This window comes from Acidovorax sp. GW821-FHT10E03 (assembly GCF_059415205.1).
Genome location: NZ_JBWKMU010000002.1, coordinates 415,768 through 439,092, shown reverse-complemented (window position 1 = coordinate 439,092; position 23,325 = coordinate 415,768). Strand labels below are relative to the sequence as shown.

The 23,325-nt window shown below is 68.2% G+C and carries 18 protein-coding genes; 14 read left to right on the top strand and 4 right to left on the bottom strand.

Translation table 11 applies throughout. The features are described 5' to 3' along the window. Positions 1 to 49 precede the first annotated feature (49 nt). Positions 50 to 2,848 carry a DNA polymerase I gene (polA, locus tag AC07OD_RS05145; protein WP_494595468.1) on the top strand — a complete coding sequence of 933 codons (2,799 nt, stop codon included), beginning with the start codon at positions 50 to 52 and terminating at the stop codon, positions 2,846 to 2,848. A 341-nt stretch (positions 2,849 to 3,189) separates the two neighbouring features. Here the strand turns inward: polA and AC07OD_RS05140 are convergent, their stop codons facing one another. After that, on the bottom strand, positions 3,190 to 4,089 hold the full coding sequence (locus tag AC07OD_RS05140) for a LysR family transcriptional regulator (RefSeq protein WP_494595466.1): 900 nt from the start codon (positions 4,087 to 4,089) through the stop codon (positions 3,190 to 3,192). Between the two features lie 106 nt (positions 4,090 to 4,195). Between AC07OD_RS05140 and AC07OD_RS05135 the strand changes: the two genes are divergently transcribed. The 6 genes from AC07OD_RS05135 (at position 4,196) to AC07OD_RS05110 (ending at position 10,095) form a co-directional block, all read left to right on the top strand. After that, positions 4,196 to 5,170, top strand: coding sequence for a Bug family tripartite tricarboxylate transporter substrate binding protein (locus AC07OD_RS05135; RefSeq protein ID WP_494595464.1), 975 nt, complete (start codon positions 4,196 to 4,198; stop codon positions 5,168 to 5,170). A 43-nt stretch (positions 5,171 to 5,213) separates the two neighbouring features. Continuing rightward, positions 5,214 to 6,053, top strand: coding sequence for a substrate-binding domain-containing protein (locus AC07OD_RS05130; RefSeq protein WP_218295673.1), 840 nt, complete (start codon positions 5,214 to 5,216; stop codon positions 6,051 to 6,053). 147 nt (positions 6,054 to 6,200) lie between these two features. Beyond that, the gene (locus AC07OD_RS05125) at positions 6,201 to 7,268 is read left to right on the top strand and encodes a porin (protein ID WP_494595462.1); all 1,068 of its coding nucleotides are present in this window, start codon (positions 6,201 to 6,203) and stop codon (positions 7,266 to 7,268) included. Positions 7,269 to 7,484: 216 nt separating this feature from the next. Further along, entirely contained in the window at positions 7,485 to 8,387 is a 903-nt protein-coding gene (gene yghU, locus AC07OD_RS05120) for a glutathione-dependent disulfide-bond oxidoreductase (protein WP_494595460.1), read from the top strand. A gap of 21 nt (positions 8,388 to 8,408) precedes the next feature. Then, positions 8,409 to 9,041, top strand: a complete 633-nt coding sequence (locus tag AC07OD_RS05115; protein ID WP_494595458.1) for a glutathione S-transferase family protein — start codon at positions 8,409 to 8,411, stop codon at positions 9,039 to 9,041. Between the two features lie 127 nt (positions 9,042 to 9,168). Further along, positions 9,169 to 10,095 (top strand): LysR family transcriptional regulator, encoded by a 927-nt coding sequence (locus AC07OD_RS05110; RefSeq protein WP_494595457.1) that lies wholly within the window; start codon positions 9,169 to 9,171, stop codon positions 10,093 to 10,095. Positions 10,096 to 10,149: 54 nt separating this feature from the next. Here AC07OD_RS05110 and AC07OD_RS05105 read toward each other — a convergent pair whose 3' ends face one another. Further along, positions 10,150 to 11,364, bottom strand: coding sequence for a D-amino acid dehydrogenase (locus AC07OD_RS05105; protein WP_218295668.1), 1,215 nt, complete (start codon positions 11,362 to 11,364; stop codon positions 10,150 to 10,152). Positions 11,365 to 11,731: 367 nt separating this feature from the next. Between AC07OD_RS05105 and AC07OD_RS05100 the strand changes: the two genes are divergently transcribed. Together AC07OD_RS05100 and AC07OD_RS05095 are read left to right on the top strand one after the other, a co-directional pair. After that, positions 11,732 to 12,622 carry a transporter substrate-binding domain-containing protein gene (locus AC07OD_RS05100; protein WP_494595455.1) on the top strand — a complete coding sequence of 297 codons (891 nt, stop codon included), beginning with the start codon at positions 11,732 to 11,734 and terminating at the stop codon, positions 12,620 to 12,622. Between the two features lie 19 nt (positions 12,623 to 12,641). Next, positions 12,642 to 13,439 (top strand): aspartate/glutamate racemase family protein, encoded by a 798-nt coding sequence (locus AC07OD_RS05095; protein WP_370627790.1) that lies wholly within the window; start codon positions 12,642 to 12,644, stop codon positions 13,437 to 13,439. A 142-nt stretch (positions 13,440 to 13,581) separates the two neighbouring features. On the opposite strand, the gene AC07OD_RS05090 is transcribed toward AC07OD_RS05095, so the two are convergent. Further along, on the bottom strand, positions 13,582 to 15,981 hold the full coding sequence (locus AC07OD_RS05090; RefSeq protein WP_218340052.1) for a sensor domain-containing diguanylate cyclase: 2,400 nt from the start codon (positions 15,979 to 15,981) through the stop codon (positions 13,582 to 13,584). 234 nt (positions 15,982 to 16,215) lie between these two features. On the opposite strand from AC07OD_RS05090, the gene AC07OD_RS05085 reads away from it, so the two are divergent. Further along, positions 16,216 to 17,112 carry a dienelactone hydrolase family protein gene (locus AC07OD_RS05085; protein WP_218295664.1) on the top strand — a complete coding sequence of 299 codons (897 nt, stop codon included), beginning with the start codon at positions 16,216 to 16,218 and terminating at the stop codon, positions 17,110 to 17,112. A gap of 148 nt (positions 17,113 to 17,260) precedes the next feature. Next, a complete protein-coding gene (locus AC07OD_RS05080; protein WP_494595451.1) occupies positions 17,261 to 18,121 on the top strand; it encodes a ZIP family metal transporter in 861 nt (286 codons plus the stop codon). Between the two features lie 43 nt (positions 18,122 to 18,164). Here AC07OD_RS05080 and AC07OD_RS05075 read toward each other — a convergent pair whose 3' ends face one another. Beyond that, positions 18,165 to 19,106, bottom strand: a complete 942-nt coding sequence (locus tag AC07OD_RS05075) for a LysR family transcriptional regulator (RefSeq protein ID WP_492807453.1) — start codon at positions 19,104 to 19,106, stop codon at positions 18,165 to 18,167. Between the two features lie 69 nt (positions 19,107 to 19,175). Here AC07OD_RS05075 and add point away from each other — a divergent pair, with 69 nt between their 5' ends. From add to arsA, 3 genes are all read left to right on the top strand, one after another. Further along, positions 19,176 to 20,261 (top strand): adenosine deaminase, encoded by a 1,086-nt coding sequence (gene add / locus AC07OD_RS05070; RefSeq protein WP_494595449.1) that lies wholly within the window; start codon positions 19,176 to 19,178, stop codon positions 20,259 to 20,261. 12 nt (positions 20,262 to 20,273) lie between these two features. Next, positions 20,274 to 21,293 (top strand): Bug family tripartite tricarboxylate transporter substrate binding protein, encoded by a 1,020-nt coding sequence (locus AC07OD_RS05065; protein WP_494595447.1) that lies wholly within the window; start codon positions 20,274 to 20,276, stop codon positions 21,291 to 21,293. Between the two features lie 144 nt (positions 21,294 to 21,437). Next, on the top strand, positions 21,438 to 23,261 hold the full coding sequence (gene arsA, locus AC07OD_RS05060; protein ID WP_494595445.1) for an arsenical pump-driving ATPase: 1,824 nt from the start codon (positions 21,438 to 21,440) through the stop codon (positions 23,259 to 23,261). The last annotated feature ends 64 nt before the right edge of the window (positions 23,262 to 23,325 follow it).

Below are 23,325 nucleotides of genomic sequence, written 5' to 3'. Positions count from 1 at the left end.
CGATTGTAGGGCGCGGGCTGGGTGGGGCTCGGCCGTGCACAATTGCCGCATGAGCAACAAAAAGACCCTGGTGCTGGTGGACGGTTCCAGCTACCTCTACCGCGCCTTCCACGCCATGCCCGACCTGCGGGCCGTGCCGGGCGACCCGACCAGTGCCGCCACGGGCGCCATCCGGGGCATGATCAACATGATGCAGGCCCTGCGCAAGGAGGTGACGGCCGACTATGCCGTGTGCGTGTTCGACGCCTCGGGCCCCACCTTCCGCGATGCCCTTTACACCGAATACAAGGCCACGCGCTCGCCCATGCCAGACGACCTGCGCAGCCAGATCGAGCCCATCCACGAGGTGGTGGACCTGCTGGGCTGGAAGGTGGTGGCCGTGCCTGGCGTGGAGGCCGACGACGTGATCGCCACCTTGGCCAACGTGGCGGCCGCACAGGGCATTGAGGTCATCGTGTCGAGCGGCGACAAAGATTTGAGCCAACTGGTCAACGAGCACATCACCATCATCGACACCATGAGCGGCAAGCGCCGCGATGTGGCGGGTGTGACGGCAGAGTTTGGCGTGCCGCCTGCGCTGATGGTGGACTACCAGGCGCTGGTGGGCGACACCGTGGACAACGTGCCCGGCGTTGCCAAGGTAGGGCCCAAGACCGCCGCCAAGTGGCTTGAAGAATATGGCTCGCTCGACAGCTTGATTGCCAACGCCGACGCCATCAAGGGCGTGGCGGGCAACAATCTGCGCGAGGCGATTGCCAGCGGTCAGCTGGTATTGAGCCGTCAGCTTGTCACCATGAAGACCGATTGCGCGCTGGCCGACTACATCCCCGGTCTGCCTGCGTTTGACGACATCACGCTGGACGCGCCAGACAACACCGGCTTGCTGCCGTTTTACGAAAAGTATGGCTTCAAGGGCCTGGCCAGCGCGATCAAGGGCGCAGCGGCCCCCGCCACCACAGCTCCCACCGTTGCCATGCCCGGTCAAAGTGGTGATTTGTTTGCCGACCACTCGGCCAGCACCGTGGCCGAAGAAGCCCAGCACCGCACCGTGGTGTACGACACCATCCTCAACTGGGCCGACTTTGACCAGTGGCTGGAACGCCTGCACCAGGCCCCGCTGGCGGCGATCGACACTGAAACCGATTCGCTCGACGAGATGCGTGCGCAGATCGTGGGCATTTCCTTCAGTGTGCAGCCCGGCGAGGCCGCCTACATACCGCTGCGGCATGAAGGCCCCGACGCACCCGCGCAGCTGCCGATGGACGAGGTGCTGGCCCGCCTCAAGCCCTGGCTGGAGAACGCCAGGCACCACAAGCTGGGCCAGCACATCAAGTACGACCGCCATGTGTTCGCCAACCACGGCATCGAGGTGCAGGGCTACGCACACGACACCATGCTGCAAAGCTACGTGCTCGAAGTGCACAAGCCCCACAACCTGACCAGCCTGGCCGAGCGCCACACCGGCCGCAAGGGCATCACGTATGAAGACCTGTGCGGCAAGGGCGCGCACCAGATCCCGTTTGCCCAGGTGCCCGTGGACAAGGCTGCCGCCTACTCGTGTGAAGACTCGGACCAGACCCTGGACGTGCACAACGCGCTGTGGCCGCTGCTGCAGGCGGACGACAAGCTGCGCTTCATCTACGAGCTGGAGATGCAGAGCAGCGAGGCGCTGTACCGCATCGAGCGCAACGGCGTGCTGATCGATGCGCCCACCCTGGCCACGCAGAGCCACGAGCTGGGCCAGCGCATCCTGCAGCTCGAAACCGAGGCGTACGAGATCGCAGGCCAGCCCTTCAACCTGAGCAGCCCCAAGCAGCTGGGCGAAATCTTCTTCGACAAGCTGGGCATGCCCGTGGTCAAAAAGACCGCCACCGGCGCGCGCAGCACCGACGAAGAGGTGCTGGAAAAACTGGCCGAGGACTACCCCCTGCCCGCCAAGCTGCTGGAGCACCGCTCCTTGAGCAAGCTCAAAGGCACCTACACCGACAAGCTGGCCCAGCTGGCGCTGCCGCGCACGGGCCGCGTGCACACCCACTACGCGCAGGCCGTGGCGGTGACGGGCCGCCTGTCGAGCAACGACCCCAACCTGCAGAACATCCCCATCCGCACCCCCGAAGGCCGCCGCGTGCGCGAGGCCTTCGTCGCTCCCGCGGGCCGCGTGATCGCCAGCGCCGACTACTCGCAGATCGAGCTGCGCATCATGGCGCACCTCAGCGGCGACCACTCGCTGCTGCACGCCTTCCACGCGGGCCTGGACGTGCACCGCGCCACCGCCGCCGAAGTGTTTGGGGTGGAGGTCGATCAGGTCACCAGCGAGCAACGCCGCTACGCCAAGGTCATCAACTTTGGCCTGATCTACGGCATGAGCAGCTTCGGCCTGGCCAAGAACTTAGGGATAGAAACCAAGGCCGCAGCGGCATATATCGACAAATACTTCCAGCGCTATCCCGGCGTGAAGCAGTACATGGACGACACCAAGGCCGCCGCCAAGTCCATGGGCTATGTCGAAACCGTGTTTGGCCGTCGCCTGTACCTGCCCGAGATCAACTCCCCCAACGGCCCCCGCCGCGCAGGCGCCGAGCGCGCTGCCATCAACGCCCCTATGCAAGGTACGGCGGCCGATCTGATCAAGCTGGCGATGGTGGCGGTTCAGAAGGAGCTGGACGCGCACAAGCCGGGCATCCAAATGATCATGCAGGTGCACGACGAACTGGTGTTCGAGCTGCCCGAGGGCGAGGTGGACTGGCTCAAGAGCCACATCCCGCGCCTGATGGCGGAGGTGGCTGCGTTGAAGGTGCCGCTGCTGGCCGAGGTGGGGGTGGGGGCGAATTGGGACAAGGCCCACTGAGGCCCAGGAGAGGACCGACGCGGGGAGGCAGAAATTTCGGTATTTTTGCCCGCCGGCGCTTATCCAGCAATCGCTGGCAGCTATCAAATTTTATGTCGTTGCCTGCGTCGCCGTCTCGCTGGAGAGACAAGCGGCTAGTTAGCTGCTCGCAAGACCCGTTTACGCCCTGGGTGAGAACACGAACAGCCGACCTTCGAAGTGAAGTGGTACTCCAAAGACAAGCCTCTCCAGGTTCGGAAGGTGCAGCCAGCATCAAGCCCGCATCGCTGGTGCGCCGTGTGACGGTGAATTGCCCGTGGGTAAGCCACACCAGAGTACGCATTGCGGCTGCCGGGTCTTCCTCAACCCGCGCCGTGCAACTGCTTCACCCGTGCCCTCAACGCGTCAGCCGCAGGTGACAGCATACGGTCGCGCCGCTGCAGCAGACCCAGGGTGCGCCACAAGTCGGGTGCGCTGAGGGGCACGCCGCAGACCTCGGCGTGAGCAGGCGGCAGTGCCAGCTGGGGCAGAACGGCCAGCCCAAGGCCACCTTCCACCAGGGCCAGCGCGCCCGCCACGTGATTGCATTCGTACCAAGCCACCGGTTGCTCGGGCAGGTCGGCCGTGGCCTGGTCCAGCAGCAGGCGGTTGGCGCTGTCGCGCGATACCGACACCAGCCGCATCCCGGCCAGTTCGGCCCAGGGCACTTCCTTGCGCTTGGCCCAGCGGTGGCTGCGCGGCATGGCCAGCATGTAGCGCTCTTTGGTCAGGGCTTCAAAGCGAACGGCAGACTCCTGACTTCCCGTGAAGCTGAGCCCGAAATCGGCCGCGCCGCTGAGCACGGCGTCCAGGACCTGGCTTGCGCTTTCGTCCATGACATGCACCTGCACTTCAGGTTGCGCGACTGCAAAGCCGCGCAGCACACGGGGCAGGAGATGGCTTGCCACCGACGGGATGCAAGCAATCGTGACCCGCCCCCGGCGCAGGTGTACCTGGTCGCTCACGCGCTGCACGGCCGCATCCAGCCCGGCCAGCGCGGTGCGAGCCTCGTGCAGAAACTCCTGGCCGATGGCGGTCAGTTCCACGCTGCGGGTGGTGCGCTCCAGCAGTCGCACGCCCAGGGCCAGCTCCAGCCGCTCCACGCGCCGGCTCAAGGCGGGTGCCGACAGGCATAGCGCTTCGGCGGCAAGCCGGAAGCTCGCCTTCTCTGCAGTGGCCACGAATGCCTGCAGTTCACCCATATCGAATTTGATGCGTGCCATGCAACAGTCGCTCCTTAAATTGCAATTCACAGACCATTGTGCCCTGCCTAGACTTGCGCTCCTAGCAAGGCCGACCGTGCTTCGGCCGCTTCTGGAAATCACCGACATGCAACGACGTTCACTGATCGCGGCGGCCACCCTGGCAGTCAGCCTTGCGCTGGCCCACACCACAGCCCAGGCTCAAGACTTCCCTCCCAAAAAGCCGGTCACCCTGGTCGTGGGCTTTGCCGCCGGCGGTTCGGCGGATATCGCTGCGCGGCTGATTGCCAAGAAGCTGGGCGAAAACATTGGCCAGAGCGTGGTGGTGGACAACAAGCCGGGCGCGGGCGGCAATCTGGCGCACACGCAGGTCGCCACCGGTCCATCGGATGGTTCGGTGCTGCTGTTTGGATCGATCGGGCCGCTCACCATCGCGCCCCATTTCATGGCCGTGCGCTACGACCCGCTCAAGGATCTGTCGCCCATCACCATGGGAGTGAGCTTTCCCAATGTGCTGGTGGTGTCGGCCAGCACCGGCATCAAGACCCTGGGCGAATTCGTGGCGAAGGCCAAGCGTGAGCCCGGTAAGCTCGACTTTGCCTCGACCGGCCCTGGGTCTGCTTCCCACCTGGCGGGCGAGCTGCTCAACGATGTGGCCAGGATCGATACCGTGCATGTGCCCTACAAGGGGGGTGCCCCGGCGCTGCAGGATGTGCTGGGCGAGCGGGTCACGTCGTTTTATGCGGCCCCTCCAACGGCGCTGCCCCACATCGAATCGGGCAAGCTGGTGCCGCTGGCCACCACCGGGCTGACCCGCCCCGCCTACCTGCCCAATGTGCCCACGGTGGCCGAGACGTTCCCGGGCTTCAATGCCACCAACTGGTATGCGTTCGTGGCTTCGGCCAAAACGCCCAAGCCGTTGCTCGAACGCTGGAATGTCGAGCTGGTGAAGGTGCTCAACACCCCCGAGGTACGCGAAAACCTCCTCAAGCACGGCCAGACGGCTGCGCCCGGCACGCGGGAAGAACTGGGCAAGTTCATCGCGGCAGAGCACGGCAAGTGGGGCCGCATCGTGCGCGAGCGAAAGATCACTGCGGACTGAGGCGCAGCGCCCCGCATTCCAACAAGACATCAGGAGACAAGACATGCAATCCGTCCATTCGACGACTACCCGGCCCCCGCGGGCGCCGCGCCGACGATTCCTGAACGCCATGCTGGGCACCGCGCTGGCGGTGGGCCTGGGCATGGCGGGCGCCGTGCCGGCCAGCGTCCAGGCCGCAGAGATCCGCGTGGTCACATCGGGCGGCTTCTCGGCTGCGTACGACCAGTTGATCCCGCTGTACGAGCAGGCCACCGGCCACAAGGTGGTCACGGAGCGGGGTGCATCCATGGGCAACGCGCCCGATTCGATCCCGAGCCGTTTTGCCCGCAACGAGCAGTTCGATATCGTCATCCTGGCCGATTCGGGCCTGGAGGCACTCATCGCCCAGGGCAAGGTGCAGCAGGGCAGCCGCGTGGATCTCGCGCGTTCGATGATCGGCATGAGCGTGCGCAAGGGCACGCCCAAGCCCGACATCAGCACGGTCGATGCGCTCAAGAAGACGCTGCTCGATGCCAAATCCATCGCCTACTCGGCCAGCGCGAGCGGCGTCTATCTGTCGACCGAATTGTTCCCGCGTCTGGGTGTCGCGGAGCAGATCAAGGACAAGGCCACCAAGATATTCAGCGAACGCGTGGGCGCGGTGGTGCTGCGCGGCGATGCCGAGATCGGCTTTCAGCAGGTGAGTGAGCTGTTGCCGTTCAAGGAGCTGGAGTTTGTCGGCCCGTTGCCGGACGAAGTGCAGCAGCGCGTGTTTTTCTCGGCCGGGGTGGCGGCTGGGTCGGCCAATCCGGAAGCGGCCCGCCATCTGATCCGCTTCCTTTCGGCGTCGGCTGCAGCACCCATCATTCGCAGTACCGGCATGGAGCCCGCCAGCGCTCGCTGACGCGGCGACTCCCGGCACCGCCCAGGCACGCCCCCTGCGCCCGGGGCGCATGCCCCTTCCTGCGCGCACCTCAGACACGACAGGCACCGGCTTTGCACGGTGCGGCTGGCGGCTGCGCGCACATCACTACAACGACAAAAGAGTCCTATGACCCGCTTGATTCCTGTCCTCGTCGCGGCACTGAGTGTGCCGGCCTTCGCATTTGCCCAGCAGGGTGGCCCCACCGTGTATGGCATTGTCGACGCCGGCGTGCGGCACACCTCGGGCATGACCTCCGCCAACGCACCGGCCGCCGCGTCGGCCACCGGCCTGGCCAGCGGGGTCGACAACACCAGCCGCATCGGGTTCCGCAGCCGCGAGGACCTGGGCGATGGCATGTACGCGCTCTTCAACCTGGAGACGGGCCTGAACGTGGACACGGGCAGCACGGCCAACGTCACCAAGTTCTTTGATCGAGCCGCCATCGTTGGCGTCGGTGGTTCGTGGGGGCAGGTCACCCTTGGGCGTCAGACCAATCTGTTGGCCGATGCCGTCAGCCCGGTGGATGCCGTGGGTATGCGCTTTGCGGCCTTCAATCCCAACATCGTCACTGCGGCCTTGAGCAACCACGGCCTCGGGGTGGAGTACGGTGCCACCGGGTCTTCCAGCGGGTCGTACCGGCTGGACAACTCCTTCAAATACACCGGTTTCTTCGGTCCGGTCACGGCCCGGGCGATGTACAGCGTGGGTGAAAACGCCGGGTCCACCGCCGCCCAGCACTCGGCCGGTGCCGGCCTGGCGTACACGGCCGGGGGCTGGGTCATCTCGGGGGCTTTCCAGCGGTTCACCACGGCGGCAGACCTGCTGCTGCGTGCCGCCACGCTGGGCGCTGCCTACCAGTCCGGCAGCGTGCGCCTGGCGGTCAACACCGCGCGCAACCATGCGCAGACGTCAGCATCGGCCCGCACCGGGCAGCGCACCCATTCGGCCGGCGCCACCTGGTCGGCGACGAACACGATCGACCTCACAGCGGCGTGGTACCGCGTGGAGCGCGAGCGCACCGGGGCCAGGGAGGACGGGTACAGCCGGACCATGCTGTTTGCAGAATATAAATTCTCACGCCGCACCAAGCTCTACGCCGAGCTGGACCGTACCCGCTGGCGCGCGGGCTACCAGGGCGCGGCCGCCAAGAGCCGAGCCACTGGGATCAGCAGCGGCATCGCGCATACGTTCTGAGCCGCGCCGCGGTCCTCCGGTGCTGGCCACCGAGGCTGCCTGGTCGACCCCGCTCTGCGGTGCCCCCGGCATTGCCCTGCTGCATGAAAGAGTCTGGAAGCGGACGCCGGAAAGGGCATGGGTGGTAGCCATGCAGGCGCGCAGGGTCGCCGCTAAACTCGTGAAGCAACCCGTGGCCGCATGGCCGCCTCTCCCACATTTGCCTGGAGCCCCTGCATGCCCGATCCCACCCCCTACACCCCACCCGCCATCTGGCAATGGAACAAGGAAAACGGCGGCCGTTTCGCCAGCATCAACCGGCCCATTGCTGGTGCCACGCACGACAAGGAATTGCCCGTGGGGCGGCACCCGCTGCAGCTGTATTCGCTGGGCACGCCCAATGGCGTGAAGGTGACGGTGATGCTGGAAGAGCTGCTCGCGCTGGGCCACAGCGGCGCGGAGTACGACGCGTGGCTGATTCGCATCAACGAGGGGGAGCAGTTCGGTAGCGGGTTTGTTTCTGTGAACCCCAACTCCAAGATCCCCGCGCTGCTGGACCGCACCGACGCCGCCAACCCGGTGCGGGTGTTTGAGTCCGGCGCCATCCTGATGTACCTGGCCGAGAAGTTCGGCAGCGCCTTCTTGCCCAAAGAGGGCGCGGCGCGGGCCGAGTGCCTGTCGTGGCTGTTCTGGCAGATGGGCAGTGCGCCGTTTGTGGGCGGCGGGTTTGGGCATTTCTATGCCTATGCGCCGGTCAAGATCGAATATGCGATTGACCGCTATGCGATGGAGGCCAAGCGCCAGCTGGATGTGCTGAATCAGCGCCTGGCCGTGACCGAGTATGTGGCGGGGGATGAGTACACGGTGGCGGACATCGCGATCTGGCCCTGGTATGGCTTGCTGGTGAAAGGGCAGGCCTACAACGCAGGCGAGTTCTTGCAGGTGCACGAGTACACGCATGTGGTGCGCTGGGCCGAGCAAGTTGCCAAGCGCCCGGCGGTGCAGCGCGGGCGCAAGGTCAACCGCGTCAATGGCGACCCGGCCAGCCAGTTGCGCGAGCGGCATGACGCCAGCGACTTTGACACCAAGACGCAGGACAAGATCGAGGCGGCGGCAGCAGCTTCTTCACCCGCACGCTGAGTGTTTTTGCAAGGCGTCACCATGATCACTTTGTACGACTGCGCCACCGCGCCCAGCCCGCGCCGCGCGCGCATCCTGCTGGCAGAAAAGGGCGTGGCCCACGACACCGTGCAGGTGGACCTGCGCAATGGCGAACAACTGGGCGAGGCCTACCGGCGCATCAACCCGCAGTGCACGGTGCCCGCGTTGCGCACGGACGAGGGGCTGCTGCTGACCGACAACGCGGCGATCACCGCGTATCTCGAAGCGCGCTACCCGCAGCCTGCACTGCTGGGCGAGACGCCGGCAGAGAAGGCCGAGATCGCCAGCTGGAACTGGCGCATGGAGTTCGAGGGCCTGCAGGCCATTGCCGAGGCGCTGCGCAACAGCGCGCCCGCCATGGCCAACCGGGCGCTGCCGGGCGCGGTGGACTATCCGCAGATCCCGGCCCTGGCCGAGCGTGGGCTGGTGCGGGTGGGGCAGTTCTTTCAGCTGCTCAACGAGCGCCTGGCGGGGCGCGACTTCATGGCCACCGACCGCTTCAGCGTGGCCGACATCACGGCCGTGGTGGCGGTGGATTTTGCGCGCGTGGTCAAGCACAAGCCGGGCGAGCAGCACCCGCACCTGCTGCGCTGGCGCGCGGCCATGGCGGCGCGGCCGTCGATGTCGTTGTAGCTGTAGCTGTAGCTGAGAGAACCGTTACGGCCGCCAGCTAGCCGCCCGACCGGGCTGCCGCAGCCCGTTTCCGCAATGGGGAGATTCAAGGATTGCGTGCCCGGCGCGTTCCTTGCATCGTTGCCCCATGCGCCTTCGCCACATAGAAGTTTTCAACGCCGTCATGCTCACCGGCAGTGTGAGCGCGGCGGCCCGCCTCATCAACGTCACCCAGCCCGCCGTGAGCCGCATCCTCGCCCACGCGGAGCTGCAGCTCGGTTTTCCGCTGTTCAACCGCCTCAAGGGCCGGCTGGTGCCCACCACCGAGGCGCAGACCCTCTACCCCCACATCGAGCGCCTGTTCACCCAGCTCGACGACGTGCAGCGCCTGGCCAACAGCCTGAAGAGCGACCGGCGCGAAGGCGAGCTGCACATCCTGAGCGTGCTGGCGCTGAGCTACGAAGTGCTGCCGCGCGCGCTGCGGTTCTTTCGCCAGGCGCACCCGGATGTGGTGATCACCATCGATGCGCTGCATTCGCCCCAGATCGTCTCGGCCCTGGTGCTGCAGGAAGCCGACGTGGGCTTCGTGTTCAGCGCCGTGGCGCACCCCTCGCTCACGCAGGAGCACCTGGCCGATGGGCGCATGCTCTGCGTGGCGCCCAAGGGCATGCTCGATGCGGCGCTGGTGCGCTCGGGCACCGTGCACCTGGCCGATCTGGTGGAGACGCCCGTGGTGCGCCTGGACGTGCGCGACCCCATCGGCACCGTGGTCAACCATGCATGCCGCGAAGCGGGCGTGGGCCTGAAGACGGCGATCACCGTGCAGACTTACCACGCGGCGCTGGCGCTGGCGCACCACGGGCATGCGGTGGCGGTGGTGGATGCGTGCACCGCCGCATCGGCGGACCGCGGCAAGGTCGACGTGCTGGCGCTCGCGCCCCATATCGCCGTGCCCATCAAGTCGCTGCGCACCGTGAACCGGCCCAGCTCGCTGCTGGCCAGCGCCATGACGCGTTGCATGCGCCAGGCGGTGGCCGAGACCATGGAATCCGTGGGCCTGCCCGTGGCCGATTGAGCTGGCGGCGCGCTCCCGCAGCCCGCCGCGGCGGGCACGGGCAGCGCCGTACGCTCAGGCCGGCGCGAGCAGCTGCGCCACCTGGGCCGCGGTGCCGAACGCGAGGGTGAAACCCAGGGCGCCGTGCCCCGTGTTCAGCAGCAGGTTGGCGGGCGCACGGACATGGCGGCCCACCACGGGCACGCCGGTGGGCGTGGCCGGGCGCATGCCCGTCCAGGGGCGCAGCTCGCCAAAGTCGCTGCAGCGTGGAAAGACCGCGCTCGTGGCCTGGCACAGGCTGCGGATGCGCGCGGGAGGAATCTGCGCATCGTGCCCCACCAGTTCCGCCATGCCCGCCACGCGCAGGCGCTGGCCAATGCGCGCGAACACCACCTTGCGCGCCGCATCGGTCACGTTGACGCGTGGCGCGGCGCCCGCGTCGCCCGTGGCATCGAGCGTGATGCTGTAGCCCTTGAGCGGGTAGACCGGGAGGCGAACGCCCAGTGTCCGCGCCACGGCATGGCTGGCACTGCCCAAGGCCAGCACGAACTGCCGCGCCTCGATGGCCCCCTGGCTGGTGTGGACGGCCTGGATGTGCTGCCCCTCGCGCACGAAGTCCTCCACCCGGGCGCCGAGCACGAAGCGCACGCCGCGCGCAGCAAGCAGGTCCTGCAGGCCCTGGCAGACCTTGAGGCAATCGGCCGCGCATTCGCTGGGCGTGTGGATGGCGCCCGCGATGTGGCGCTCGTAATGGGCGAGGGCGGGTTCCAGCTCCACGCACCGCGCGGCGGACACGGCCTCCTGCGGGCGGCCCCAGGGGCGCTGCAGTTCCATCTGCCGGCGCGCGCCCGCGAGGCCCGCGGGCGTGTCGTACAGCACCAGCTTGCCGGTGGTCGAAAAGTCGCAGTCGAGCTGCTCGGCCCGCAGCATGGCCTCGAACCGGCGGCGGCTCAGCGCGGCCAGATCGAGCAGTTGCCGGGTGCTCTGCTCCGACGTGCGCCGGTTGCAGGCGCGCAGGAACGCCACGCCCCAGCGCCACTGGTGGGGGTCCCACTGCGGGCGCAGCTTGAGCGGGGACTGGGGCGACAGCAGCAGCCGGGGCAGCTGGGCCCAGATGCCCGCGTCCGCGAGCGGCTGCACGTAGCTGTAGCTCAGCTGCGCACCGTTGCCGCCGCTGGCGCCGGCGCCGGGCTGGGCCTGGTCGACCACGGTCACCTGCATGCCGCGCTGGTGGAGTTCATACGCGGTGGCCAGGCCGACGATGCCTGCGCCGAGGACACATACCTGCATCTTGTGGGCTTTTTGGTGGATGGAAGCGCAATGTAGGGCGCGGGCCGGCGCCTGAACAATGCCAATGCGCGGGGCAGCCATGCCGGGAAGTTATGTGGATGCGCGCACGGGAAGGGGGCGCGCGGGTGCGGAAGTTGCGAGGGCCTCGTGGAAAGAGGCCCGCGGATGGTGCGATAGCGTGCACCAGTCTGGCGGCATAACTTTTCGTCATGGCCTACCCGTGCAAATGAATTGTTCAAGGGCGGCGCAAATTCCTACAGTGCCCCTGCGTCCGGATTTTTCGCATTCATTCCATGATTCATGTTCGTTCGTTCGCTTGCTTGCTTGCTCCCCCTCCATCCATCTGCTTTTGCACAAAGGGATTTCCATGAAGCTCTCTGCCCTCACCACCGCCGCCATCGTGGCCACCGGACTGCTGGCCAGCACCGTGGCCAGTGCCGACACCCTCAAGAAGGTTGCCGAGTCGGGCAAGATCACCGTGGCCTACCGCGAGTCGTCGGTGCCCTTCAGCTACCTGGCCGGCCCGGGCGCGCCGGTGGGCTTCGCGGTGGACATCACCAACGCGGTGGTCGACGCGGTGAAGAAGCGCGTGAGCAACCCTGCGCTCAAGGTGGAGCTGCAGGCGGTCACCTCGCAGAACCGCATCCCGCTGCTGCAGAACGGCACCATCGACCTGGAGTGCGGCTCCACCACCAACAACAGCACGCGCGGCAAGGACGTGCAGTTCGCCATCAACTACTTCTACACCGGCACGCGCCTGCTGACCAAGAAGTCGTCGGGCGTGAAGAACTACGCCGACCTGGCCAAGAAGAAGGTGGCGAGCACCTCCGGCACCACCAATGCGCAGGTGCTGCGCAAGTACAGCCGGGACAACAACCTCGATCTGGACATCGTGCTGGGCAAGGACCACGACGATGCCGTGCTGCTGGTGGACAGCGGCCGCGCCGAGGCGTTCGCCATGGACGACATCCTGCTCTTCGGCCTGATGGGCAATGTGCGCAATCCGGCCGACTGGGCGGTGGTGGGCGACTCGCTGCAGGTCGAGCCCTACGCCTGCATGCTGCGCAAGGACGACCCGCAGTTCCAAGCGCTCGTCAACGGCGTGATCGGCACGATGATGAAGTCCGGCGAATTCGAGAAGCTCTACACCAAGTGGTTCAGCTCGCCCGTGCCGCCACGCAACCAGAACCTCAACCTGCCCATGAGCACCGAGCTGCGCGAGAACCTGGTGGCGCAGAGCGACAAGCCGGCCCTTTGAAGCGCGAGCCGCAGAGCACATGCCAGTGTCCGCAAGCCACGGCCCGCTGCCGCAGGTGGTGGGAATCCTCGGGGGCATGGGCCCCGCCGCGGGGGCTGATTTCGTGCGCCTGTTCGTGCAGGCCTGTACCGAGCGCATGGGCGCGCTGGGCATTCCCGTGCACGACCAGGCCTATCCCGAGCACTGGCTGGCGCAGGTGCCGATCCCGGACCGCACGGCGGCGCTGAGCGACACCCGTGCGGGCGCGCACCAGCCGGCCGAGCCCATGCTGCAGGCCACGGGGCGGCTCGCGGCGCTGGGGGCCCGCGTGGTGGCCATTGCCTGCAACACGGCCCATGCCTGGCATGGCCTGCTGCAGCAGCGGTTCCCGCAGATGGTGGTGCTGCACGGCATGCAGGAGGTGGTGGGCGGCCTGGCCGCCGCCGGGGTGCAGGGCGTGGGCCTGCTGGCCACCCGGGGCGCCTACGACGCGGGCCTGTACCAGCGCGAGCTGGCGTACAGCCGCATCGAGTGCTTCGTGCCCACGCTCGCGGAGCAGGACGCGCTGATGCAGGGCATCTACGGCGGCGTGAAGGCCGGCGACTATGCCCTGGCGCGGGACCGGTTCGAGTCCGTCTCGCGGGCGTTGCAGCGGCGCCACGGCGTGTCCACGCTCATCATGGGCTGCACCGAGATCCCGCTGGCGCTGAGCGAAAGCCCGCGCCTGGACGGGGTGGCGCTGGTGAACCCCTCGCTGGTGCTGGCCAGCGCATTGGCTCGGCATGCGTACCGCGACGCGACCCTGCCACCCGCCCGGCCTGCGGCCCACCCGGCCTGAATCCCGGGGATGGCCTGGTTCAGCACGCACACCGCGTGTACGACAAATGCTTCACCGCGCCCATTGCACCCAGGGTGGATGAAACCGGGCATGCGGATGCCTCACCTGCTGCTGGTGGATTCGCTCACGTACCCGCCGGACTTCATGCCGCGGTGAGCGTGGAGGGCGGCGGGGAGAACACCTCGAACCGGTTGCGTCCGCCATGCTTGGCGCGGTACAGCGCGGCATCGGCCGCCTGCACCAGGGTGTCCGATCCGGTATCGGGGCGGGGCACCAGGCTGGCCACCCCGATGCTCAGGGTGAGCATGGGGGCCGTGGGCGAGCGCGGGTGGGGCAGGGCGGCCTCGCGCAGTCCGTCCATGCAGCGCTGGGCCACGGTCACGGCATCGGGCAGCAGGGTGTCGGGCAGCAGCAGCACGAACTCTTCACCGCCGTAGCGGGCGGCCACCTCGTCCGCGCGGCGGATGGTGGCCTGCAGCAGTTGCGCCACGTGGCGCAGGCAGGCGTCGCCGGCGATGTGGCCGTAGTGGTCGTTGTAGAGCTTGAAGTGGTCGATGTCGATCAGCACCACCGCCAGCGGCGCCTGGTGGCGGCCGCAGCGCAGCCATTCGGTGGCCAGCCGCTCGTCGAAGCGGCGCCGGTTGCCGATGCCCGTCACGCCATCGGTGGTGGACAGCAGGGCCAGCTTCTCGTTGGCGGCCGCCAGTTCCTGCTCCTTGCGCACGAGCAGCGTCACGTCGGTGCGCACGCCGGCGATGCCGCCCTGGGGGGTGCGCCGCTCGTCGGCCTGCAGCCACCGGCCGTGGGGCAGGCGCTGCAGAACGGCCTGGCTGGCGGCGCGGTGGTCGGCCACGCGCTGCGCGATCCAGTCTTCCTCGTTGCCCACCGCGTCGAGGTATTGGCCACGCTCGACACCGTAGCGCGCGATCTGCTCGAAGGTGCTGCCGGGCACGATCATGGGCGCGGAAATGGGGTACAGCTTGCGGTACTGGGCGTTGCACACCACGAGCCTGTCGTCGGCATCGAAGAGGGCAAAGCCCTCGGGCAGCGATTCCACGGCGTCCTGCAGCAGCTCGCGAGCCTTGTGCGCGGCCTCCTGCGCGGCCTCCAGCGCCTGGCGCTGCTCGATCAGGTCGGTGATGTCCAGGCGTACCGCCACCACGTAGTTCTCGGGCGTGCGGGTCTCGTAGATGTTGATCCAGCGCCCGTCGGCCAGCCGCTGCACCAGGGTGGAGGTGCGGCTGCCATGCTCGGACAGGCGCTCGGCGATCCAGGCCTCCTCGCGGCCGTGGGCGGACGGAATCAGTCCCCGGTCCACCGAATGCCGCAGGATGTCGGCAAAGCTCCTGCCCAGGTGCTCCGCGTAGTTCATGTGCGGGTACATGCGCGACAGCTGCTGGTTGTAGAGCACCAGCCGGTCCTGCTCGTCGAAGATCTCGATGCTCACGGGCAGCGCCTCCACGGCGCGCTCGAGCAGCTGGCGGGTGTGCTGGCTTTCCTGGCGGGCCGCCTCGGCCGCCTGCCGCTGTTCGATGAGGTCGGTGATGTCCAGGCGCACGCACACCGTCATGCCCGACGGCGTGCGGCTTTCGTGCATGTGGATCCACGCGCCGCCCCCTTCATGGCGCACCTCGGGGCCTGGGCGGTGGCCCCGCAGCGCCATCTCGTGCGCCAGCCACAGCTCTTCCTGGCCCTGCGCCGCTTCGGGGATGCCCTGGCGAAGGCCCTCGCGCAGCAGTTCCTCATACGTCTTGCCCAGCGAGGTCTCCGAGCGCAGGTGGGGCCGCAGGCGCTCCATGTGGCTGTTGCACAGCACCAGGCGGTCGGTCTCGTCGTAGATTTCAAGTCCCGCCGGCATGGCGTCGACCGCCTCGCGCAGGCTGCGCTCGGCGCGCTCGGCGTCGTGCAGGGCCCGCTTGAGCGCGCGCTCGCTGTGCACGGCCTCGGTGATGTCGGTGCGCAGCACCACCACGCCCCCGCCGTCCAGGCCACGTTCCGTGATCCGCAGCCAGCGGTCGCCCTGCATCTCCTGCACCTCGGGGCCCGCCGGAGAGCGGTGGCGCGCCATGCGCTCGCGCAGCCAGGCCTCGGTGTCGGGCAGGGCGGCGGTGATCCTGCCCGATTGCGCGGCACGGCGCAGCACGTCCTCGAAGCGGGTGCCGTACTCCAGCGGCATCACGGAGTCCGCGGCCACCTGGCGGTACTGCGCGTTGCACAGCACGAGCCGGTCTTCGGCGTCGTAGATCGCGAGCCCGTCGGGCAGGATGTCGAGGGTGGCGGACAGCTGCATGCTGGCGCGCCCGGCCGCCTGGCGCAACGCGGCGGCGTCGCGGCGCAGGCGCCGGGCCCGCAGCGCCAGCCGACCGTGCAGCAGGGCCAGCGCCGCCAGCGCCACGCCCGCGGCGGCCAGCATGGCGCGCGCGGTGCCGTTGCCGGCATCCTGGCCCGCCAGGGCCCAGCCCAGCAGCGCCAGCCCGCCCACGCCGCAGAGCCCCGCCACCGGCAGCGCCAGCGGGTCTTCGCGGGGTGGGGGCGGGCTCATCGTGCAGGGTTTCCCAAGGTGGCGGTCACGGGTCTCTCTGGTGAAGGGATCGACCGCCCCAGGGCGCGCCGTGGTGGCGCACAACCAGGGGGCCAGCGGCTGGGTGCGGTGCCGGTCTGCGGAAAGTCTAGCAGCGGTCCCTGTTTTTCGGTACCCAGGGAAGCGGGGATGCGGCAAACCCCCTAGACTGCGGTTCCCATCCCTTGCCCATCCTTCTTTTCCTGGAGAAACCCGATGTTCAATGACGACCTCCATTCCGACGCCCGGGCCCTGCTGCCCGGCCGCAGCACCGACGCCGGCGCCACGCGGCGCACCGCGCTGCAGGCTGCCCTGGGGCTGGGTTATGCGGCCGCGGCCGCGCCCATCATGGCGCAGACGGCCATCGCCACGCCGGCGGACGGGCTCACGGCGGGCGAGGTGAGCTTTACCGTGAACGGCTTCAAGGTGCCCGCCTACCGCGCCGCGCCCGCCGGCAAGACCGGCCTGCCCGTGGTGCTGGTGATCCAGGAAATCTTTGGCGTGCACGAATACATCGCCGACACCTGCCGCCGCTTCGCCAAGGCCGGGTACCTGGCCATCGCGCCGCAGCTGTATGCGCGCCAGGGCGACCCGTCCCAGTACACCGAAGTGGCCAAGCTCATGGCCGACGTGGTGTCCAAGGTGCCCGATGCGCAGGTGATGGCCGACCTGGACGGCGCGGTGCAATGGGCCACCGCCAATGGCGGCGACGCCGCGCGCGTGGGCATCACGGGTTTTTGCTGGGGCGGCCGCATCACCTGGCTGTACGCCGCGCATGGCCCCGTGAAGGCGGGCGTGGCCTGGTATGGCCGCCTCGTGGGGCAGCCGGGCGAACTCACGCCCAAGCACCCGGTGGACATCGCGCCCATCCTCAAGGCGCCGGTGCTGGGCCTGTACGGCGAGAAGGACACGGGCATCGCCCTTGACACGATTGATAAGATGAAAGCCGCGCTGGCCAGCGGTTCGCCGCAGGCCAAGGCGTCGGAATTCGTGGTGTACCCGGACGCGCCCCATGCCTTTCATGCCGACTACCGCCCGAGCTACCGCAAGGAAGCGGCCGAGGACGGCTGGAAGCGGGCCCTGGCCTGGTTCAAGACACACGGCGTGGCCTGAGGCAGCGTGGGCCCACGCGGGCCCGGCAGGGGAAGTCCCTGGCCACCGCAGCCGCCCCCACCCGGGGCGGCTTTTTTAATCTCGCATCCGGGATGCGGTATTTGAACGAAAATAGGCTCCAGGGCATATCTATAAAGCGCAAGAAGCTATGACTTTGGTAGCAATCATCCTGGCCACACTGGCCGCGGGCATTGGCAGCGTGTGGCTGGCCGCGCTGCTGATGCGGCTGGGCCTGGGCGGGCGCCCGGACAGCGTCGGCCCCCAGCACCTGCTCAGCCTGGCGGCGGGCGCCTTGCTGGCCACGGCCTTCATGCACCTGCTGCCCGAGGCATTCGAGAGCCAGGCGGGCGCGCACGACCTGTTCGCCACGCTGCTCGTGGGCGTGGTGTTCTTCTTCCTGCTGGACAAGGCGGAACTCTGGCACCACGGGCACGAGCACAGCCATGTGGCGCAGGCGCCGGCACATCCGCTCGGCGCTGAACACGGCCACGGCCCTGACCACGGCGGCAGGCACGACCATACGCACCACGACCACCATCACCACCACCATGCCCCGCGATCCGGCGGCTGGGCTGTGCTGACGGGCGACAGCGTGCATTGTTTTGGCGACGGCATCCTGATCGCCTCCGCCTTCCTGGCCGACATCCGGCTGGGCGTGATCGCCGCCGTGTCGGTGCTGGCGCACGAGGTGCCCCACCACATGGGCGACCTGGTGGTGCTGCGCCAGACCAGCCCCAACCGCCGTATGGCGCTGGTCAAGGTGTCCCTGGCGGGCGCCGTGACGGCGCTGGGCGGCGTGGTGGGCTACTTCCTGGTGGGGCAGCTGCAGGACCTGCTGCCCTACTTCTTGGCCGTGGCGTCCAGCAGCTTTGTGTATGTGGCGCTGGCCGACCTGATCCCGCAACTGCAAAAGCGCCTCACGGCACGCGAGACGGTGCTGCAGATCGCCTGGCTCGTCGCGGGCATGGTCATCGTCACGCTGGTGAGCGGGGCGGCGCACGGGCACTGAGCCCGGTGCGACAGGTTGCCAGGGCTGTCTCCGCCCAGGCGGCTTATCCCGTGCGCAGCGCCTGAGTGAGGAACTCCAGGCAATCCTGCACCAGCGGGGGCCGCGCCCCCATGGGGGCGTGCGCCATGAGCGCCACCCGGCGCGAGATCACCGGTGCGTGCAGCGGGCTCACCCGTACGGCGGCCGCGTCCAGGTTGTGGGTGTACAGCCGGGAAATCACCCCCACTGCCAGCCCGCAGCGCACCAGGCTGTAGAGAGATTCGCTGTAGAGCAACTGGTCTGCCGCTGCCAGGTCCACCCCGTGCTGGCGCAAGGTGGCCACCGCGAGGTCGTAGGTGCTGCCCCTCGCGAACAGGGCCAGGCGTTCGCCGGCCAGGTCTTGCCATGCCAGCCGCTTGCGCCGGGCCAGCCGGTGGCGGATGGGCAGTACCGCCACCAGGTCGTCGTGGGCCACGGGGAAGGTCTCGATATGGGGCGGAAGATCGAGCGCGACGCCCAAGGCCAGGTCCACCTCGCCGCGCTGCAGCGCGGCCACCAGATCGTCGTTGAGGGGGTCCTGCAGGCGCAGGTCCACGTCCGGGTGCTGCGCCAGCCACTGCCGCAGCGGCTCGGCCAGCAGGTGCATGGCCGAGGGCAGCGCGGCCACGCGCAGGGTGCGCTTGCCATCGTCCAGCGTGCGGTACAGCCCATCCACTCCCTGCTCGTAGCCATTGATGAGCCGTTCCACCTGCGGCAGCAGCAGGGCGCCCTGGGGCGTGAGGCGCACGTGGTGCGTGCTGCGCTCCAGCACGGGCGCGCCCAGCACGGCCTCCAGCTCGCGGATGGAGGCGGACAGCGCGGGCTGCGTGAGCGACAGGGCCTCAGCCGCCTGCCGAAAACTCAGGGCCCGGGCCACGGCCTGAAAGCTGCGCAACTGGCGCAGCGTGGGCGTGCGGTGCGCGGGTGGGCGCTCGGCCGCGGGCCGTGTGGCGGGGTGTTTGCTCATAAGTTGCTTTTATTGCAACATCAAATTAAATCACTTCCGCCATCACACCGCGCTGCATAGCATGCGGCCATGCCCACCTTTGCCGCACCCGCAGATCCGCTGTACGCCTTTCTCCACGCCCTGCCCAAGGTGGAGCTGCACTGTCACCTGCTCGGCACCGTTCGGCGCGATACGTTCACCAGCCTCGTTCGCCGGGCGGGCGCCCCCATCGGCGATGCCGAGATCGAGGCCTTCTACACCCGGGGCGAAAAACCCGTGGGCGTGCTGCGGGTGCTGCGCGCGCTGGATGCCGAACTGATCCGCAGCCCGGATGACCTGCACCGCCTGACCTACGAATACCTGCAGGATGCCGCCGCGCACCACGTGCGCTATGCCGAGTTCTTCTGGAACCCCACGGGTACCGCACGGCAATCGGGGCTGGCCTATCCGCAGGCGCTGGAAGGCATCGTGCGCGCCATTGCAGATGCCGAGGCCGACTTCGGCATCACGGGCCGCCTGGTTGCCGCCATCGACCGCGAGGCCCCGCCCGAGGCCGCCACCGAAATGGTCGAATGGGTGCTGGCCCACCGGCGCGACGAGGTGATTGGCATCGGCATCGACTACCGCGAGGTGGATCACCCGCCTGAATGGTTCGCCCAGGCCTACGCGCTGGCGCGCCGGGGCGGGCTCAGGACCACGGCCCATGCGGGCGAGTTCGGCATGCCCTGGAACAACGTGCGCACGGCCCTCGACGTGCTGCAGGTGGACCGCATCGACCACGGCTACACGGTCCTCGACAACCCGGCCCTGGTGCACGAATGCGCCGACCGGGGCATCGTCTTCACCGTGGTCCCCACCAATTCGTATTACCTGCGCACCCTGGCCCCCGAACGCTGGGCGCTGGACCACCCCATCCGCCACATGCCGGCGGCGGGCCTGCGCATTCACCCCAACACCGATGACCCCACGCTGCACCACGTGAACCCCACCCAGGCCTGGGCCATGATGGTGCGCGACTTCGGCTTTGGCGCGGGGGACCTGCGCGGTTTCCTGGCCAATGGACTGGATGCCGCCTGGATTGACGATGGCACGCGGCGTGCATGGTCCACGCAGTGGCTGGCAGCGTTTGACAAGCAACTGGCGCAGACAAACCTGTTCTCTGCCGTCCCCCCCTGAAGGAGTCCTTGCATGTTTCCCTCCCGGTTCTTCCCTGTACCGTCCTTCTTGCCACGGCGCCTGGCGTGGCCCCTGGTGGCTGCGCTGCTCGGCGCAGGCGCCAGCATGGCTGCGCACGCGCAGGCCGCCTGGCCCGCCGCCAAGCCCATCACGCTCATCGTTCCCTTCAGTGCCGGAGGCAATGTGGATGTGACGGGGCGGCTCATCGCGCAAAGGCTCGGAGAACGCCTGAAACAGAGCGTGGTGGTGGACAACGTGGCAGGCGCTGGCGGCGTCATCGGCATGGAAAAGGCCGCCAGGGCGGCGCCAGATGGCTACACGCTCGTCCTGGGGGCTGACAGCCCGGCGGCCATTGCACGACTGGTGAACCCTGCGGCCGTGCGCTACGACACCCTCAAGGACCTGGCTCCGGTGGGTTTGGTGACCACCGCCCCCATGCTGATCGTGGCGCGCCCCGGGCTGCCGGCGAACAACCTGGCCGATGTGCTGCGTCTGGCGCGTGAAAAGCCCGGACAGCTGAGTTACGCCACCTCGGGCGTGGGCACGGTGCTGCACCTGGCCATGGAGCGCGTCAAGGAACAGAGCAAGACCTTCATGGTGCATGTGCCGTACCGGGGTGGCGCACAGATCGTGACCGATGTGATCGGCAACCAGGTGGACCTCGCCGTGCTCATCAGCGTGACGGCGGCGCCGCACATCCACAGCAAGAAGCTCAAGGCCATCGCCCTGACGGACGACCAGCGCCTGCCCTCTCTGCCCGACGTGCCGACGGTGGCCGAGACCGCGGGCTTCACAGGGTTTGACATGGTCTCGTGGACGGGCCTGTTTGCCCCCGCGCAGACGCCCCCCGCCGTGGTGGAACGCCTGAACCGCGAGCTGGGCGAAGTGCTGCGCATGGACGATGTGCGCGCGAAGCTGGCCGATGGTGGCGCCGTGGCGGGCAAGGGAAGCGCCGCCGAGTTTGCGCGGTTTGTGCAGACCGAAAGCGCCCGGTATGCCGCGATCGTGAAGGCGGCGAACATCAAGGAATGACCCGCCGGCGGGGTGGTGCCTGTTGTGTTGTGCAGCGCGGCATCCACCCTCCGTTCTTGATGCAGGTCAATGGGCTGCGGGGTGTAGGGTCCGTGGGGGGACTTGCGCCAGACAAAAAGGTGGGGGCTGTGCCATGCTGATGGCATGAACGCTGCCGCATCTGCCTCGCACCACTCCGCTGTGGTTCGTCTGGGCCTGCTCGCCCAGCCTACTCGGTTCCTGTTCTTTACCGGCAAGGGCGGGGTGGGCAAGACCTCGTTGTCCACAGCGACGGCCATTGCCCTGGCAGATGCGGGCCGCCAGGTGCTGCTGGTCAGCACCGATGCGGCCTCCAACCTGGATGAAATGCTGGGCGTGCCGCTGTCCAACCAGCCAGTGGCCGTGCCCGGGGTGCCGGGGCTGCACATGCTCAACATCGACCCCGATACCGCCGCCGAGGCCTACCGCCAGCGCGTGCTGGCGCAGCTGGAGGCCACCGCCAGCAGCGATGAACGCGCTGCGGTGCGCGAGCAACTCTCGGGCGCCTGCACCACCGAGATCGCTGCGTTCGACGAATTTGCCGCGCTGCTGGCCAGCGAGGGCAGTGACACCGGCCATGTGTTCGACCACGTGCTGTTCGACACGGCCCCCACCGGCCACACGCTGCGCCTGCTGAGCCTGCCCAAGGCCTGGACCGGGTTTCTGGCGGGCAACGACCGGGGGGCGTCGTGCCTGGGCCCGCACTCAGGCCTGAAGATGCAGGAGGCCCGTTTCAACGCCGCGCTGGCCGCACTGAGCGACCCGGCCCTGACCACCGTGGTGCTGGTCACCCGCCCCGACCCCCGACCCATGCAAGAGGCCGCGCGCACCGCGCTGGAGCTGCGCGCCCTGGGCCTGGCCAACCAGCGCCTGGCCATCAACGGCGTGTTCCACGCCAGCCAGCCGGGGCAGGACGCGGTGGCCGATGCCATCGAGGCCCTGGGCCGCCAGGCCCTGGACCAGATGCCCGATGCGCTGGCCCAGCTGCCGCGCGACGAGGTGCCGCTGCGTGCCTTCGATACCGTGGGTTTGCCTGCGCTGCGGGCGTTGCTGGGCGGTGGCGATGTGCTGCCGAGCGCGCCCGCCGCCGTTGCGGATGTGCCGTTGCAGGCTGAACCCCTCTCGTCCCTGGCCGACGCGCTGGCCGCCAAGGGCCACGGTCTCATCATGGTGATGGGCAAGGGCGGCGTGGGCAAGACCACCATTGCCGCCGCGCTGGCTGTGGGTTTGGTGCAGCGCGGACACAGCGTGCACCTCACCACCACCGACCCGGCGGCCCACGTGCAAAGCCAGCTGGGCGGCAGCGTGCCGGGCCTGAAGGTGGGGCGCATCGACCCGCAGGCCGAAACCAAAGCCTACATCGACAAGATCATGGCCACGCGCGGCAAGGCGTTGGATGACGCAGGCCGCGCGCTGCTGCGGGAAGACCTGCAGTCGCCCTGCACCGAAGAGGTCGCCGTGTTCCACGCCTTCAGCCGGGTGGTGAACGAGGCGCGCAGCGCCTTTGTGGTGCTGGACACCGCGCCCACCGGCCACAGCTTGCTGCTGATGGACGCCACCGGCGCCTACCACCGGCAGATGACGCAGCAGTACGAAGGCAGTGCCAACTCCAAACACATCATCACGCCCCTGATGCGCCTGCAGGACGCCGACATGACCCATGTGGTCATCGTCACGCTGCCCGAGGTGACACCCGTGAGCCAGGCCGCTGCGCTGCAGGATGACTTGCGTCGTGCCCACATCGAGCCCTGGGCCTGGGTCATCAACAAAAGTGTGGCGGCCACCGGCACCGGCGACCCGTTGCTGCAGGCCCGCCTGGTGGGCGAGCAGCAACAGGCCGAGCGCATTGCCAACGGACTGGCGCAACGCACCTATGTGCTGCCTTGGCTGGCCACGCCGCCGGTGGGGGTGGAGGCTCTGGGGCGGCTGGTGGAAGCGCCTCAGCAATGATCAGTTGTAAGCTATAAAAATTATAGCTATTGGCGCTTTGGAGATAAGCGCCAGAGGTCAAAAA

Excerpts from the sequence above, each read along its gene's own strand:
- polA (WP_494595468.1), top strand. The coding sequence starts at position 50 with ATGAGCAACAAAAAGACCCTGGTGCTGGTGGACGGTTCCAGCTACCTC.
- AC07OD_RS05140 (WP_494595466.1), bottom strand. The coding sequence starts at position 4,089 with ATGGCACGCATCAAATTCGATATGGGTGAACTGCAGGCATTCGTGGCC.
- AC07OD_RS05135 (WP_494595464.1), top strand. The coding sequence starts at position 4,196 with ATGCAACGACGTTCACTGATCGCGGCGGCCACCCTGGCAGTCAGCCTT.
- AC07OD_RS05130 (WP_218295673.1), top strand. The coding sequence starts at position 5,214 with ATGCAATCCGTCCATTCGACGACTACCCGGCCCCCGCGGGCGCCGCGC.
- AC07OD_RS05125 (WP_494595462.1), top strand. The coding sequence starts at position 6,201 with ATGACCCGCTTGATTCCTGTCCTCGTCGCGGCACTGAGTGTGCCGGCC.
- yghU (WP_494595460.1), top strand. The coding sequence starts at position 7,485 with ATGCCCGATCCCACCCCCTACACCCCACCCGCCATCTGGCAATGGAAC.
- AC07OD_RS05115 (WP_494595458.1), top strand. The coding sequence starts at position 8,409 with ATGATCACTTTGTACGACTGCGCCACCGCGCCCAGCCCGCGCCGCGCG.
- AC07OD_RS05110 (WP_494595457.1), top strand. The coding sequence starts at position 9,169 with ATGCGCCTTCGCCACATAGAAGTTTTCAACGCCGTCATGCTCACCGGC.
- AC07OD_RS05105 (WP_218295668.1), bottom strand. The coding sequence starts at position 11,364 with ATGCAGGTATGTGTCCTCGGCGCAGGCATCGTCGGCCTGGCCACCGCG.
- AC07OD_RS05100 (WP_494595455.1), top strand. The coding sequence starts at position 11,732 with ATGAAGCTCTCTGCCCTCACCACCGCCGCCATCGTGGCCACCGGACTG.
- AC07OD_RS05095 (WP_370627790.1), top strand. The coding sequence starts at position 12,642 with ATGCCAGTGTCCGCAAGCCACGGCCCGCTGCCGCAGGTGGTGGGAATC.
- AC07OD_RS05090 (WP_218340052.1), bottom strand. The coding sequence starts at position 15,981 with ATGAGCCCGCCCCCACCCCGCGAAGACCCGCTGGCGCTGCCGGTGGCG.
- AC07OD_RS05085 (WP_218295664.1), top strand. The coding sequence starts at position 16,216 with ATGTTCAATGACGACCTCCATTCCGACGCCCGGGCCCTGCTGCCCGGC.
- AC07OD_RS05080 (WP_494595451.1), top strand. The coding sequence starts at position 17,261 with ATGACTTTGGTAGCAATCATCCTGGCCACACTGGCCGCGGGCATTGGC.
- AC07OD_RS05075 (WP_492807453.1), bottom strand. The coding sequence starts at position 19,106 with ATGAGCAAACACCCCGCCACACGGCCCGCGGCCGAGCGCCCACCCGCG.
- add (WP_494595449.1), top strand. The coding sequence starts at position 19,176 with ATGCCCACCTTTGCCGCACCCGCAGATCCGCTGTACGCCTTTCTCCAC.
- AC07OD_RS05065 (WP_494595447.1), top strand. The coding sequence starts at position 20,274 with ATGTTTCCCTCCCGGTTCTTCCCTGTACCGTCCTTCTTGCCACGGCGC.
- arsA (WP_494595445.1), top strand. The coding sequence starts at position 21,438 with ATGAACGCTGCCGCATCTGCCTCGCACCACTCCGCTGTGGTTCGTCTG.